This is a genomic window from Flavobacterium sp. CR10 (assembly GCF_055814415.1).
In genome coordinates this window covers 4,825,958-4,840,363 of the sequence record NZ_CP185985.1, presented here as the reverse complement: position 1 = coordinate 4,840,363, position 14,406 = coordinate 4,825,958, and the positions used below count along the sequence as shown (strand labels likewise).

13 protein-coding genes and 1 other RNA gene are annotated in these 14,406 nt (G+C 32.8%); 7 read left to right on the top strand and 7 right to left on the bottom strand.

Features of this window, described 5'->3' with window-relative positions; genetic code table 11:
• Positions 1-13: 13 nt before the first annotated feature.
• Positions 14-2,089 carry a response regulator gene (locus ACNRYB_RS20180; protein ID WP_473728499.1) on the top strand — a complete coding sequence of 692 codons (2,076 nt, stop codon included), beginning with the start codon at positions 14-16 and terminating at the stop codon, positions 2,087-2,089.
• Here ACNRYB_RS20180 and ACNRYB_RS20175 read toward each other — a convergent pair.
• Positions 2,086-3,333, bottom strand: a complete 1,248-nt coding sequence (locus ACNRYB_RS20175) for a DEAD/DEAH box helicase (protein ID WP_129745729.1) — start codon at positions 3,331-3,333, stop codon at positions 2,086-2,088. The genes ACNRYB_RS20180 and ACNRYB_RS20175 overlap by 4 nt on opposite strands.
• Before the next feature lie 134 nt (positions 3,334-3,467).
• On the bottom strand, positions 3,468-4,505 hold the full coding sequence (locus ACNRYB_RS20170) for a formimidoylglutamase (RefSeq protein WP_473728498.1): 1,038 nt from the start codon (positions 4,503-4,505) through the stop codon (positions 3,468-3,470).
• Between the two features lie 98 nt (positions 4,506-4,603).
• Between ACNRYB_RS20170 and ACNRYB_RS20165 the strand changes: the two genes are divergently transcribed.
• Entirely contained in the window at positions 4,604-5,482 is an 879-nt protein-coding gene (locus ACNRYB_RS20165; protein ID WP_473728497.1) for a hypothetical protein, read from the top strand.
• A 160-nt stretch (positions 5,483-5,642) separates the two neighbouring features.
• On the opposite strand, the gene hutI is transcribed toward ACNRYB_RS20165, so the two are convergent.
• Positions 5,643-6,881 carry an imidazolonepropionase gene (gene hutI / locus ACNRYB_RS20160; protein WP_473728496.1) on the bottom strand — a complete coding sequence of 413 codons (1,239 nt, stop codon included), beginning with the start codon at positions 6,879-6,881 and terminating at the stop codon, positions 5,643-5,645.
• Positions 6,882-6,974: 93 nt separating this feature from the next.
• The gene (locus tag ACNRYB_RS20155) at positions 6,975-8,027 is read right to left on the bottom strand and encodes a glutaminyl-peptide cyclotransferase (protein WP_473728495.1); all 1,053 of its coding nucleotides are present in this window, start codon (positions 8,025-8,027) and stop codon (positions 6,975-6,977) included.
• 88 nt (positions 8,028-8,115) lie between these two features.
• On the opposite strand from ACNRYB_RS20155, the gene ffs reads away from it, so the two are divergent.
• The 5 genes from ffs to ACNRYB_RS20130 all read left to right on the top strand — a co-directional run bounded on the left by ffs (position 8,116) and on the right by ACNRYB_RS20130 (position 10,887).
• Positions 8,116-8,213, top strand: an RNA gene (gene ffs, locus ACNRYB_RS20150) — signal recognition particle sRNA small type.
• 179 nt (positions 8,214-8,392) lie between these two features.
• Complete coding sequence (locus ACNRYB_RS20145) at positions 8,393-9,196, top strand: SDR family oxidoreductase (protein WP_473728494.1); 804 nt, start codon at positions 8,393-8,395, stop codon at positions 9,194-9,196.
• 4 nt (positions 9,197-9,200) lie between these two features.
• Positions 9,201-9,392 (top strand): hypothetical protein, encoded by a 192-nt coding sequence (locus ACNRYB_RS20140; protein ID WP_129745734.1) that lies wholly within the window; start codon positions 9,201-9,203, stop codon positions 9,390-9,392.
• Positions 9,393-9,641: 249 nt separating this feature from the next.
• On the top strand, positions 9,642-10,298 hold the full coding sequence (fsa, locus tag ACNRYB_RS20135) for a fructose-6-phosphate aldolase (protein ID WP_066034088.1): 657 nt from the start codon (positions 9,642-9,644) through the stop codon (positions 10,296-10,298).
• A 91-nt stretch (positions 10,299-10,389) separates the two neighbouring features.
• Complete coding sequence (locus tag ACNRYB_RS20130) at positions 10,390-10,887, top strand: hypothetical protein (protein WP_129745735.1); 498 nt, start codon at positions 10,390-10,392, stop codon at positions 10,885-10,887.
• 125 nt (positions 10,888-11,012) lie between these two features.
• Here ACNRYB_RS20130 and ACNRYB_RS20125 read toward each other — a convergent pair whose 3' ends face one another.
• The 3 genes from ACNRYB_RS20125 to ACNRYB_RS20115 form a co-directional block, all read right to left on the bottom strand.
• Positions 11,013-12,482: an MFS transporter gene (locus ACNRYB_RS20125; protein ID WP_129745736.1), complete on the bottom strand. Its 1,470-nt coding sequence runs from the start codon at positions 12,480-12,482 to the stop codon at positions 11,013-11,015.
• Between the two features lie 175 nt (positions 12,483-12,657).
• Positions 12,658-13,359, bottom strand: coding sequence for a LytR/AlgR family response regulator transcription factor (locus tag ACNRYB_RS20120; RefSeq protein WP_343707104.1), 702 nt, complete (start codon positions 13,357-13,359; stop codon positions 12,658-12,660).
• Positions 13,349-14,401 (bottom strand): sensor histidine kinase, encoded by a 1,053-nt coding sequence (locus ACNRYB_RS20115; RefSeq protein ID WP_473728493.1) that lies wholly within the window; start codon positions 14,399-14,401, stop codon positions 13,349-13,351. The genes ACNRYB_RS20120 and ACNRYB_RS20115 overlap by 11 nt, the downstream gene beginning before the upstream one ends.
• Positions 14,402-14,406 lie beyond the last annotated feature (5 nt).

Genomic DNA, 14,406 nt, shown 5'->3' with positions numbered 1-14,406 from the left:
AATTGAAAAGAATGTGAAGAAAGCGCTTTTAAATTTTAGAGAATCCAACTTCGAAAAATCACTCATCTATTCCAGAGTCGCTCTAAATGCTGCAACGGCAATAAAAGATTATTGCCTTACTGCTCGTTCTTATAATATTATAGCTGCCAATTATAACGAATTGGAAGAGTATGATAAAGCCATTTTTTTCTATAAAAAAGGTTTGTATTATGCTAATAAAACTACTAACGATTCCTTAAAATGTAACCTTTATAATAATTTGGGAAACATGTATTGTTTTGGAAAAGAACAATTTGATGAAGGAATTCGTAGTTATAAAAAGGCAGTAGCTTATGCTTTGAAAATAAATGATTTAAAAGAGGTTTATTTTACAAACGTAAATATTGCATGGGCTTATTTTGATATTGGAAATTACAATCAGGGATATCTCTTTTTGAAGTATGTAAACAGTACTAAAGTAAAGTATAATGACCAATCAACAGAGGTTATTGTGGCCATGTTAAATGGTATTTACTCTAGCTATAAAAATGATAATAAAGCAGCCAATGCTTATTTTTTGAGTGCTATTGAATCAGGCAAAAAATGTCAGGAGAAAATAGATTTGTCACGTGCTTATTTAGAATATTCACATTTTTTAAATAAAACCAACAGGCATAAAGAAGCGTACGATGCACTTGTTAAACATTATGATATTTCAGATAATTTATATGATGTTAAGAAAATTAAAAAGGCCTCTCAAGCTGGTTTAAGTCTAGAATTGGACGAATATAAGAGACAGATTGATAAAGTTGAGGGAGAAAAAGTAGAGCAATCTCAAAGTTTAAGGAAATCAAAAATCATTGTAATTCTTTTTATTTTGATTTCTCTTATCCTTTTAATTTTGATTATTACGTTAATAAAGAATATTAGATACAAGAAAAAACATAATTTAGAGCTTCTTAAAGCAAAAGAAATTGCAGAGGAAGCCTCTTTGCTCAAAACTCAGTTTATATCGACTATAAGCCACGAATTACGTACGCCACTTTATGGAGTTGTTGGAATTACCAATATGCTGCTCGAAGAGCATAAAGAAATCTCAAGAAGTCAGCATTTAAGTTCGCTTAAATTTTCTGCCAGATATTTACTGTCTCTTGTAAATGATATTCTGCAGATTAATAAAATTGAAGAGAATAAAATTGTACTTGAAAACCTGACTTTCAATATTTCTGACGAAATTACGGTAATCAAAAATTCGCTTTCTTTTCTTTCGCAGAAGAACAATAATAGAATTTCTACCAATATCGACTCAAATATTCCTGAATATTTAATTGGAGATAAACTGCGTCTAGCTCAGATTTTAATGAATTTGGTAAGTAATGCATTAAAATTTACTAAAGACGGACAAGTTGAAATTAATGTAAAGTTAAATAAAGTAGAAGGAAAACTGTATTATTTAGATTTCTTAATTAAAGATGACGGAATCGGAATTGCAGTTGCAGATCAGAATAAGATTTTTGAAAAATTTGTGCAAGTTGGTAGACGAGATGAGGATTATCAAGGTACTGGTTTAGGGCTTAGCATTGTAAAAAGATTGCTTGGACTTTTTGGAAGCACCATTACTTTGGATAGTGATATTGGAAAAGGAACTGCATTTTCGTTTACAATTGCCTTTGAGCACGATTTAGCAAAAACGAAAAGCATCATCGATGAAATTGAAGTTGACTTGACTTCAAGCGAAGTTTATAAAATTTTAGTTGTTGAAGACAACTTGATTAATCAGCTTGTGACGAAAAAGATTATCGAAAAGAATAATTATTCTTGTAAAGTAGTTGATGATGGTTTTGCAGCGCTTAAAATTTTAGAAGACGAAACGTTTGATTTGATTTTAATGGATATCAATATGCCTTTAATGAATGGATTTGAAACGACGAAAAGAATACGTCTTCAAGGTATTGAAACTCCAATTGTTGCCTTGACTGCTTTTGATAAAGATGAAATTACAGATGAAGCTATTTCTTCTGGAATGAATGATATAATCATTAAACCTTTTGAACCGGTTAAATTATTCAAGATAATCAATTTTCTTATAAACGAAAAAAACGCTGTTTAGTACCAGCGTTTTTTATTTTTCTTAGCGTTTGTTGATTTTCTCGATTTATGAGCGCCACCGCTTCTGTTCGAGTTTTTAGGTTTTTCTCCAGCTTCTGGGCTTCCAGAATGCCATTGATACGGATGATCGGCAACTGTTTTTACGTCAACTTTAATCAGTTTTTGGATGTCTTTCCAATAAGGAAGTTCATCTTTTCCGCAGAAAGAAATTGCTATTCCGCCATTTCCAGCACGACCTGTACGACCAATACGGTGAACATAAGTTTCAGGAATATTCGGTAAATCAAAATTGATTACATATGGCAATTGTTCAATATCAATTCCACGTGCAGCAATATCGGTTGCAACTAGAACACCAACTTCTTTGTTTTTAAAAGCGTCAAGAACTCTTTGCCTTGCATTTTGAGATTTGTCTCCGTGAATGGCTTCAGCAGGAATATCTTTTTTGCGAAGTGCTTTTACAACATTGTCAGCTCCATGTTTTGTTCTAGAAAACACAAGCACGTTTGATAAATTTTCTTCTTTAATTAAAGTGTATAATAAGTTTCTTTTTTCTGTCTTATCAACAAAATAGACGCGTTGCTCAACATTTTCAGCTGTCGATGAGACTGGTGAAACTTCAACTTTTGCAGGATCTTGAAGAAACATTTCTGCAAGCTCGCGAATCGCAATTGGCATTGTCGCAGAGAAAAGTAAGGTTTGTCTGTTTTTTGGAGTTAGTTTAACGATTTTTTTTACATCGTTTATAAAACCCATATCCAGCATTTGATCGGCTTCATCCAGCACTAAAGTGTGCAAGTGATTTAAATCAAGAAAACCTTGCTTATGTAAGTCAAGCAAACGTCCGGGAGTGGCAATTAAAACATCGACTCCGTTTTTTAAAGCATCTACTTGAGGGTTTTGAGAAACTCCTCCAAAAATAGTCAACTGTGTTAAATTGGTATATTTGGCATAAGTGTCAAAACTTTGTCCAATTTGAACAGCAAGTTCTCTTGTAGGCGTTACTACAAGCGCACGAATTTGTTTGGCTTTTTTTGACGAACCTACAATGCGATGCAATTGATGTATGATTGGAATGGCAAATGCTGCGGTTTTTCCTGTGCCTGTTTGAGCACAGCCAATTAAATCGCGACCTTCTAAAACAATAGGGATTGCTTTTTCCTGAATAGGAGTCGGATTTAAATAGCCTTCTTCAAATACGGCTTTTTGTATACTTTTTGAAAGTGATAGATCTTCGAATAACATATCTTGGTGATTAACTATTTTAGTTTTAATTCTAAAATGACGTGCAAAGATAGGTTTATTCAGTCAATCGTTTGTTTGAATTGGCTTTTATTTGGCAAAACCAATTTGTTTTGTATTTAGAATGCGCTTTTAAATCAGTCTTTTTCGATGCTTGCCTTGACGAAATCGGTTACTAAATAGCCAATTAATTTCCCTATTAAATTGTTATTTGGAGAATTGTCTAAGTCTGGTGCGCCTTCGCAAATATGCAAATAAGTGGCGTTTTTATGTTCGCCGAAAAAAGAAACAAATTGTCTCAATTCTTCCACAGAAAAACCGCTTATGGTCATGGCGCTGCTGGCAATGTTTGGAATTGCATCAAGGTCGATCTCAATTCCGAAAGAATCATTTTTAATAAAATCCAAAGCTGTAATCATCTCGCGATTAAAATCTTTTTCTTTTCTAATATTGACACTGTCGTAAGTATTATAGCGAACGCGATCTTCCAGTTTTTTTATAATGTCTAGAACGCTTTTTGAAGTATAATTTTCATGAAGTCCAAAAATGAAATATTTCTTTAAAAAACCTTCTTCATAAGCGTACGAAAATCCATTTCCGCTATGACGGCCTTCTAAAATTCTAAAATCAGAGTGTGCATCAAAATTAATAGCATTTACAGGCTTTCCTTTTGCAAGAGCTGCGCCTTTAATATTTCCGTAGGCATTATTGTGCCCACCACCAATAATAATTGGTGTCTTTCCAGCTTTAATGATAGTGAAAATGATATGTGATACTTCTTTGTCTATTTTTTCAACCAGCTGACTTAATTTTGAACGATCGTCTATATCATTAAAATCAAGGTTTTCTACTTCGCGCATTTCATTTGTAACATTAATTTGTCCTAAAACAATAATGTTGCTTCCTTTACAAAAACGATTATGCTGAATGTTTGCAATGCTTTTTATGGCAGATTGCCATGCCGATGCAGCTCCAGGTCTTCCATAATTGGCACGCACACCAATATCTTCAGGAATTCCTAAAAGTACATACTTTGCTTCGCTTTCTTTGAGAAAATTAACTTTGTCAGCTCCTGGCGGAATAACAATCATTTTTTCTCCGAACTTTAATTCACCACTTCTATGATTTGTGACTTTTGCTAAATCATTTATAGTGAAAGGGATTAATTTTTCCATGAAAAAAATTTATTTTCCAAAAATAATATAATTGTAGAAACTTACGTTATTACCTTATATTAATTCTTAAATTTGTTATTAAAGAAAATTATTTAAATATGGAAAACCCAAAGAACAACAATTCAAGTCTAAAGGCGGTAATCGCAGTTTTAGCAGTCCTACTGATCGGTAGTTTAGTGTATATTTTTAAATTATCTTCTGATACAGAAGTAGTTAAAGCTGAGCTTACAACAACTTTGACAGAGAAAGAGTCTGTAATGAAAGATTTACAGGAGTTAAAAGCAACTTATGACGCTGCAATTGCTGAAAATACTTCAATGTCTGATGAATTAATCCAAGAAAGAGATAAAGTAGTAGCTTTAATGGATGATTTGAACAAGTCTAAAGGAGATGTTTCTAAATATAGATCTCAAGTTCAGGCAATGCAAAGCAAAATGAAAACTTTAGTTGCTGAAAACGATGAGTTGAAAAAACAAAATGGTGTTTTAACTACTCAAAGAGATAGTACTATTGTAGTTTTAGGAGAATCTAAAAAATATAATGAAGTATTAGTTGGTCAAAACGAAGAATTAGCTAAAACTGTAGAAAAAGGTTCTAAATTATCTGTATTAAATACTAAAACATCAGCTTACAAATTGAAAAGCTCTGGTAAACAAATCGAAACAGATAAAGCTAGCCGTGCAGACATTTTAAAAGTTAGTTTTACAATTGCTGAAAATCAAATCGCTAAATCTGGAGACAAAACGTATTATGTTCAAGTTATTGATTCTAAAAACAATGTCTTAGGAGAAAAGAAAACAGAAAGTTTTGGGGATAATACTTTAACTTATAGTTTTAAAACTACAGTAAAATATGAAAATAAAACTGTACAAGTTAGTGAAGATCTTCCAGGAAAAGATTTTGCAAAAGGAACTTACTTTATCAATGTTTTTGATAATGATGAATTGGTTTCTAAAACTAGTTTCAGCTTAAGATAATTTTGCCGAATGGATAAAATACCACTAAGATATTAAAGGTCTGTGATTCTCACAGACCTTTTTTTATGTATGGAATTGAATGGTTTTATTTGTTGTTTGAAAAACAATATGTTGTTTCCCGTGGTTGAAACCACGGGCTATATTTAAATCGTTGAAGTCATTATTCTAAAATTTTGCCTTCAACAAAAACAGATTCAATAAGATTGCTTCCAAAAGCATAAGGAATTTGATAATAAGAAGAAATTGGTTTTGTGAGGATCAAATTGGCTTTTTTGCCTTTTGTAATGCTTCCGTGAGTTTCTGAAAGCCCCATTGCGTAAGCGCCGTTTATGGTTGCGGCATTTATGGCTTCTTCTGGTGTCATTTTCATTTTGATGCAAGCCGTTGCGACAACAAAATTCATATTTCCAGATGGAGTAGAACCAGGATTAAAATCTGTTGCCAACGCTAAAGGAAGTCCAGCTTTTATCATTTCGCGTGCTGGAGTATAAGGAATGCTTAAAAAGTAAGAACATGAAGGTAAGGCGACAGGAATTGTTTCTGTTCCTTTTAAAGCTTCAATATCTTCGGGATTCATAATTTCTAAATGATCGACAGAAAGTGCAGTAAATTTAACTCCAGACTGAATTCCGCCAATTGAATTGAACTGATTTACGTGAATTTTCGGTTTTAAGCCAAATGCTAAACCTGCTTCCATAATTTTTTCAGTTTCTTCTACAGAAAAATAACCGCTCTCGCAGAAAACATCTACATAGTCAGCAAGTTTGTTTTTGGAGATTTCTGGCAGCATTTCATTGATAATTTCGTCCAAATAACCTGCTTTATCGTCTTTGTAATGTAGAGGAAATGCATGTGCGCCTAGAAATGTAGCTTTAATTGCGATTGGATAGTTTTCTGCTAGTTTTTTAATTACACGAAGCATTTTTAATTCGCCATCAACAGTCAATCCATAACCTGATTTTATTTCTACAGCTCCAGTTCCTAAATGCATTACTTCTTCGAGGCGAATTTTAGATTGTTCGTAAATTTCTTCTTCAGAAGTTTCGTTTAGTTTTTTAGCCGAATTTAGAATTCCTCCGCCACGATTGGCGATTTCTTCATAAGAAAGTCCGTTGATACGGTCTACAAATTCCTGCTCACGATTTCCTGCATAAACAATGTGAGTGTGGCTGTCACACCAAGACGGAAGCACAACTTTTCCTGTTGCATCTATTGTTTTGTCGGCATTTATTTTTGGAAGATTATCCATTGAACCGAAATCTTCAATGAGATTGTCTTTTAAAACTAAAAAAGCATTTTTAATTGTTGGAAGATTAGCCATTTCAGAACCTGAAACTTTAGCAATAGAAGTTTCTCGAATCTGTAGTAATTCTTGTATGTTTGTGATTAAAGTGATCATTAATATGAATTGTTATAAAACACAAATTTCACAAATTTCCACGTATAAATGTGTGAAAACTTGTGAAATTCGTAAAATTGTTTTGTTTTAGATTTATTCCGAAACAGTAATTTCAAACATTTTGCTCCAGTTTTTACCAGTCACAAAAATGGTTTTAGTTTTAGGATTGTATGCAATACCATTTAATACATCATCAGTTGTGATATCATTCATGGTTTTTCTTAAATCGGAAAGATTTAAAATTCCTTCGACAGCTCCGTTTTCAGGATTTACAACTGCAATAGCGTCTTTAAACCATACGTTTGTGTAAATTTTTCCGTTAATCCATTCTAGTTCGTTAACAGCTTTGATTTTTGAAGTTCCAGAATAAACATTAATGTAATCAATCATTTTTTGAGTATTTGGATCTACTTTCCAGATCTTTTCGGTTCCGTCAGTTTGATAGATATATTTTCCGTCATTCGTCATTCCCCAACCTTCAATATCTTTTTCGTAATCAAAAGTCTTTTCCAGTTTTAATGTTTTAGCATCGTAGATAAATCCTTTTTTGTTTTTATATGTTAACTGAAATAATTTGCCATTTATAAACGTAATTCCTTCTCCAAAATATTGTTTATCAAGATCAATTTGTTTGAAAACTTTACCCGTTTTATAATCGTATTTTTTTATAAATGAAGCGCCTTCTTGTCCAGTGCTTTCATATAAAGTATCGTTGTAAAATTCAAACCCTTCCGTAAAAGCTGTTGTATCATGTGGAAAAGTGTTTACAATTTTATAGTTTAATAATTTAGGTTCGATATCAGATACAACTTCAATTCTTTTAGTAGCATCAGAAGAATCTCCTCCAAAATAAACAGTAGCTTTTAGGTATTGGTAGCCTAATTTTTGATCTTTTAATTCAAATTTAAATTTTTCGGCACCTTTTGTACCTCCAACTCTTTTATCGTTTATAAAGTAAGCAATGCTGTCGATTTCTTTCGAATTTGGGTTTAAAACTCCGATTGAAAGCGATTCTTTTTGCGTAAAATGGGCTGGAAAAGCAGAATCATCGATAGTAAACAAAGAATTTTCACCTTTTTTTGTGTCTCCACATCCAATTAATGTGATTCCTAATAAAATGACAGCTAGGATGTTATATTTTTTCATAGTTTAAAATTTCAATAAGCCAATATACGATGTTATTTTTATAGCAACAAAGCTCTTGCAAAAATATAAAAAGATTGTATATTTGCACCGGCAAGTCCTACACGACCAGCTCCTGCAGACTCCCCCAGGATGGGAACATAGCAAGGGTACGTGGTTGAGCGGTGCGATGTAGGTCGCTTGCCATTTTTTTTAGAATTTAATTAGTTTGTAATCTTCCTTATCAGGAGGATTTTTTTATTTTTGACCCAATCTGAAGTTAGATGTTGTTGGTTAAAAGTTAAATATTGGGCATTTTATGTACTGTTCAAAATATTACCATTCTCCAAAACTCATAACTCAAAATTTATAACTTATAACTAAAAAAAATGAGCAAAGTCGTTTTAATTACCGGAGGATCATCAGGAATTGGAAAATCTATTGGTGAATTTTTACACCAGAAAGGTTTCGTTGTGTACGGAACAAGCAGAAATCCTGAAAAAGTTCTGAATTCTATTTTTCCTTTGGTTGCTTTAGATGTCCGAAATGCAGATTCTATAAAAACGGCTGTCAATAGAATTATAGAAACTTCTGGAAGATTGGATATTCTTATCAATAATGCAGGTGTTGGAATTACAGGACCTTTAGAAGAAATTCCGATAGAAGAAATTCGAAATAATTTTGAAACGAACTTTTTCGGCCCAATTGAAGTTATGAAAGCTGCACTTCCGCAAATGCGTAAGCAGAATTCGGGACTTATTATTAATATTACTTCAATTGCTGGTTATATGGGACTTCCGTATAGAAGTGTTTATTCGGCATCAAAAGGAGCTTTAGAGTTGATTACTGAAGCTTTAAGAATGGAAGTAAAAGCTTTTGGAATTGAAATTACAAATGTTGCGCCTGGAGATTTTGCAACTAATATTGCAGCTGGACGCTATCATGCGCCAGTTATAAAAGATTCGGCTTACGAAAAGGTGTATGGAGAAGTTCTAGCAACTATGAATGATCATGTTGATGCAGGAAGCAATCCAAATGAAATGGCAGAAGCGGTTTATAAAATCATTCAAACCAAAAAACCTAATGTGCATTATAAAGTGGGGGCTTTTATGCAGAAGTTTTCGATTGTATTAAAACGTGCTCTTCCGGATAAAATGTACGAGAAGATGCTTATGAATCATTATAAATTATAAAATTATGGAAAAGATTGCCGAATATTTACCAGCTGTTTTTGGCGTGTTAGTTTTACTGATTATTTGGTTTGTAATTCGTAGGATATTAGGAGCGGTAAGCGATAAGATAAATAATTCAGAAAGTTACAAAGAAGATACTTTAAGAGTTTTGGAAGAAATTCGAGATGAATTGAAAGAACTAAACAGAAATAAATAATTTACGGTTTGTAAATATTTTGTGAATTTTTGTATAATTTACAAATTGATCTCGTTTTTGAAATTGTTATTGGTATTGATTTCGTAATTTTGCAGCTGCGTTTGCGTGAGGGATAGGAGTAAACTACCGAAGTAGTACGGATAGCCCGACCGGATTTGGAAAAGGCGCTTGTAAACGTTCTGATGAGTGCGCCTTTTGCAAATATGGTCACGCCCAGAATAAATCAACACAATTTAAATAATATAAATTATGAAATTTTTTATTGACACAGCTAATTTAGCTCAAATTAAAGAAGCACAAGCTTTAGGTGTTTTAGATGGTGTGACGACTAATCCGTCATTAATGGCAAAAGAAGGAATCACTGGAAAAAACAATATCCTTAAGCATTATGTTGACATTTGCAACCTTGTTGATGGTGATGTAAGTGCTGAAGTTAACGCTCTTGACTTTGAAGGTATGGTTAAGGAAGGCGAGGAGCTAGCTGAATTGCATGAGCAGATTGTTGTAAAACTTCCTATGACTAAGGAAGGCGTTATGGCAGCTAAATATTTTTCTGATAAAGGAATTAAAACTAACGTAACTCTTGTTTTCTCTGTGGGACAAGCTATTTTGGCAGCAAAAGCTGGAGCAACCTATGTTTCTCCGTTTGTTGGCCGTTTGGATGATATTTCTACTGACGGATTAAACTTAATCCAAGAAATTAGAGAGGTTTATGATAACTATGGTTACGAAACTCAAATTTTAGCAGCTTCTGTGCGTCACACAATGCACATTGTAAACTGTGCAAAAATTGGTGCTGATGTTATGACTGGACCTCTTTCTGCAATTTACGGTTTATTGAAACACCCATTAACAGATATCGGTTTAGCTCAATTCGTAGCTGACTTCGAAAAAGGAAATAAATAATCCTTAGATATTTACAAAATTAAAATCGTCTTTTTTCTAACGAGAAAGGGCGATTTTTTTTACTTTTATATTGAATCTTAAATAGTTAAATATGAAAGTTATCTTATTTATGTTGTCTTTTTTTGTTGCGAGTTTCTCAATAAACGCCCAAGCCGCTAAAGTTATTACTTCGGTAAATGAGGCTGGAGATGTTGCAACTTATGAGTTGGATTGTTCGGTAAAATTTCAAACCCTTGCTAAAGGTCTTCGGTATAATATAACGAGACATGAGTTTAAAGGCCCGGAATTGAAAAACTCGTACCGCCTTTTGCTGGTAATGGATGGGTTTTATTCGAAAACATTAAATAGTGAAATGACAATCTCGGCAGTTTTAAGCGATGGCACGAAAATAGAAGCTAGAAAAACTATAGAAGATGATGGTTTCTTTGATGGAGCTTGCACCTTAAAAATAAAAGATCCGAAAGCGCTTTTAAATGCCGATATTGATAAGATAATAGTACATGCGGACAAAGATGTCGTTTATCCTTTATCGGCTCAGAATAAAGCTATTTTTAAGAAGAATTTGAGTAATATTATTAATGCTAAGTAAAAGCGGCTAAGTTTCTGAGATACTGAGATTCTAAGTTTTTACTTTTTTTTGAAATAAAAAAAAATCCAAATTCCGATTAGTAAAATTGGAATTTGGATTTTTTATATATTGGAATTTTTTAATTTTTAGTGTCCTCCGCCAGCGCTTTCGATGTGGCTGATTCCTTGTTTTTTCAAGATTTTAGGGCAATAGAAACCATAGAAACCTAAATAAGCAAAACCGATAAGCGGTACAATATATGAGAAATGTGTATATGTGATGCCAAAAATTCCGTTTGGATTTGTAGCGTCTAAATCACAGATACTTCCTTGTAATAATGGAATTACTCCACCACCAAGAATCATCATAATTAAGAAAGATGATGCTTTTCCTGTGTTTTTTCCTAATCCTGCAATCGCTAAATCGAAGATTGAAGGCCACATGATAGATAAGAACAATCCTCCAGAAATAAAAAAGAATTTAGCAATTTCTGGGTCTGGCCAAGCCAATCCTAAAACCATCATCGTCAATCCTGAAATTCCGAAAAGCATTAATGTTTTTCCAGCGTTTTTACCACCAACAAAACTTACAGCAATAAATAGTAAAATCCAGATTGGGTAGATGTAGAATGAAGAAACGTCGTGAGCAGCAAAGATATTTGCTCCGATAATTACTCCAAATGCAGCAGCAGGCACAATAAATTTAAGAGCCGTATTTACCAAGTTAGAAGTGTTGAAAACATTTACTCCACCATTCCAACGGCCGATCATTAAACTTCCCCAGTAGAGTGCGATAAATGGTGCAACTGCGTCTTCTAAGATGTTTCCAAATTCGTGTGTGTGTAGTAAAGCGGGCAAGTTGCTGATGATAGTTACCTCAGTTCCAACATAAATAAAAATCCCTAACATTCCCAAGTATAATTGCGGATAGTCAAGGATGTTAAAAGTGCTGTGTTTGTCTTTGATGATTGCTTCTTCCTCTTTTACAGGATCTTCAATTTTAGAAAAGTTCATGAAAACGGCAACAGCAATAAATGCAAGACCTAAAATGATGAATGGCAGTTTAATATCTTCTAATGAAAGCGCTGTTTTTTTGTTGTCTCCCATTCCGAATAAAGCGATACCTAACAAGATAGCTCCGATTGTTGTTCCAAAAGAGTTGATTCCTCCTGCAAGCGTTAGACGGTGCGCTCCAGTTTCCGGACTTCCCATTTTAATGGCTAACGGGTTTGCTACAATTTGCTGGATTGAGAATCCTAAGCCTACTGTAAATAAAGCTGTTAAGAAGAAGGGGAAGCTTTGGATTGTAGCCGCTGGAACAAATAAAAACGAACCTACGGCAGATAAAACTAAACCTGCAGATAGTGTTCTTTTGTAACCGTATTTTTGTAAAACGTCTACTTTTAAAGAAACGATAAAGAATATAATTGATCCAACAAAATAAGCAGCATAGAAAGCCCAAGCTACTAATTGAGATTGTACTTGCGATAACGTAAATACTTTTTTGAATACTGGAATCAGGATGTCATTGGCTGACCCAACAAAACCCCAAAAGAAGAAGACGATTATCAAAGAGATAAATTGCCCCCATTTGGTTTGCACATTTTCTGAACTCATAATAATAAGGTTAATTTTTTATTTTATTGTTTTTTGAAGACCGTAAATATATTTGTTAGGATTATCAAAAAAAAATAAAAAGGTATAAATAATGTTAAATTTAAACCAACGACTATGTTTTTTCAACAAAGTGTTAATTTTAACCCACTTAGAAAATGTAATTCGTAATTATATTTTATTCCAATATCTTGTTTTTAACCTCTTTGCTGTAGTTTCTGCCTATCGGAATGTTGTAAGATTGAATTTGAACGCGGTTTCCTTCTATAGATTTTACCTTATTTAGAGCAATTACATAAGATTTATGTATTCTAAGAAAGCGATCTTGAGGTAATTCTTCTGAGAGCGATGTAAGAGATTTATGTGTAATATAGGTTTTGTCTGGCGTAACAACTTTTATATATTCTTTCATTCCTTCAACAAATAGAATTTCTTCAATATTAATTTTCATCATTTTTTTATCGACTTTAATAAAAATATGAGAATCGCCTTTTGCGGTTTCAACTTTAATATTGTTTTTGAGATTGTATTCGGTGGTTATTTTATTGATGCATTTTATAAATCTTGGCAGTGGAATCGGCTTGACCAAATAATCTAGAACATCCAAATCATAACTTTCGGCGGCAAATTCTCTAAAAGCAGTGGTAATGATAACTTTAGTTTTATTTTCAATAAGACTGATAAGTTCAAAACCAGTCATCATGGGCATGTTAATATCTAAAAAGACGGCATCGACAGCAGTGCTATTAATAAAATCGAGCGCTTCCAGAGAGTTAGTGAATGTTGCTATAACTTCAAAGTCTGTAAAATTGGTAAAATAATTTTCCAAGACTTTAATAGCTAAAGGCTCATCATCAATTAACACGCATTTAATTTTCATTCTGGGTTGGTATTTGTAATCTGATTATGTAGAAATTTAATTTGGTTTGGTGTTTAAGGCTAAAATTGTTTTTGTAAATCAGTTTCAGTCTCTTTTTTGTATTGACTAAACCAATTCCTCTCTTTGGATTATGATTTTGTGAAATTACAAAATTATTTAAGATTTCAAAATCGAGTATTTTGTTATCGATAACTCTGCAATTGATTTTTATTTTTAAGTTTTTGTTATTCAAGCCGCCATGCTTGAATGCATTTTCTACCAATGAAATAAAAATTAGAGGAGGTACAACAACGTCATCTATGTTTGATTCTAAATTTATGGTCACTTCAACATTCTCAAAACGGAGTTTTTCAATTTCGATATAATTCTGGATATAATCGATTTCTTTTATTAAAGGAACAAATTTGGTTGCTTTTACATCATATAAAACATACTCCATCAAATTGGAAAGTTTTATGATTACATCAGGTACTTTCTTTGAAGATTCCAGTGATAAAGCATACAGATTGTTTAATGTATTAAAGAAAAAGTGCGGCTGAATTTGATTTTCGAGGTACTTAAGTTTAATCTTAAATTGGTTTTCTCTTAGCGACCTGTTTCTTTCTCTTTCTCGCAACCATGTCAGTGTAAGATAGACTGATGATGCCATTGCTAGTACATACAACTCTCCAATGCAAACGGCAACGATATGATTAATTTCAAAAGGATGATATTCTCTATTAGCTTCCGGCCAGATATTTTCAGATATTATATAATAGGTAAGAGCAGTTTTAGCCAAATAAATTGCAAATAGGCTTAGAAGCAATAAAAATGTATACATAATATATTTTTGCTTCAATACATACTTCGGAACCAAAACAAATAAATTCAGATACACTAAAGGAATAACCAGCGAAAATTCGATTAAGTTTGATTTGAATGCATACGGATAATCATTAAAGTAAGCACCCCATCTTAAAAAGTTTAATGTAAAGTATACTCCCCAAAACCAAACATGATTTTGCAGTTTAATATCAAATTTAACTTTTCGTATTTCTTTCAACTGGC

Excerpts from the sequence above, each read along its gene's own strand:
- ACNRYB_RS20140 (WP_129745734.1), top strand. The coding sequence starts at position 9,201 with ATGGAAAAGATTGCCGAATATTTACCAGCTGTTTTTGGCGTGTTAGTT.
- ACNRYB_RS20170 (WP_473728498.1), bottom strand. The coding sequence starts at position 4,505 with ATGGAAAAATTAATCCCTTTCACTATAAATGATTTAGCAAAAGTCACA.
- ACNRYB_RS20165 (WP_473728497.1), top strand. The coding sequence starts at position 4,604 with ATGGAAAACCCAAAGAACAACAATTCAAGTCTAAAGGCGGTAATCGCA.
- ACNRYB_RS20130 (WP_129745735.1), top strand. The coding sequence starts at position 10,390 with ATGAAAGTTATCTTATTTATGTTGTCTTTTTTTGTTGCGAGTTTCTCA.
- hutI (WP_473728496.1), bottom strand. The coding sequence starts at position 6,881 with ATGATCACTTTAATCACAAACATACAAGAATTACTACAGATTCGAGAA.
- ACNRYB_RS20175 (WP_129745729.1), bottom strand. The coding sequence starts at position 3,333 with ATGTTATTCGAAGATCTATCACTTTCAAAAAGTATACAAAAAGCCGTA.
- ACNRYB_RS20145 (WP_473728494.1), top strand. The coding sequence starts at position 8,393 with ATGAGCAAAGTCGTTTTAATTACCGGAGGATCATCAGGAATTGGAAAA.
- ACNRYB_RS20155 (WP_473728495.1), bottom strand. The coding sequence starts at position 8,027 with ATGAAAAAATATAACATCCTAGCTGTCATTTTATTAGGAATCACATTA.
- fsa (WP_066034088.1), top strand. The coding sequence starts at position 9,642 with ATGAAATTTTTTATTGACACAGCTAATTTAGCTCAAATTAAAGAAGCA.
- ACNRYB_RS20125 (WP_129745736.1), bottom strand. The coding sequence starts at position 12,482 with ATGAGTTCAGAAAATGTGCAAACCAAATGGGGGCAATTTATCTCTTTG.
- ACNRYB_RS20120 (WP_343707104.1), bottom strand. The coding sequence starts at position 13,359 with ATGAAAATTAAATGCGTGTTAATTGATGATGAGCCTTTAGCTATTAAA.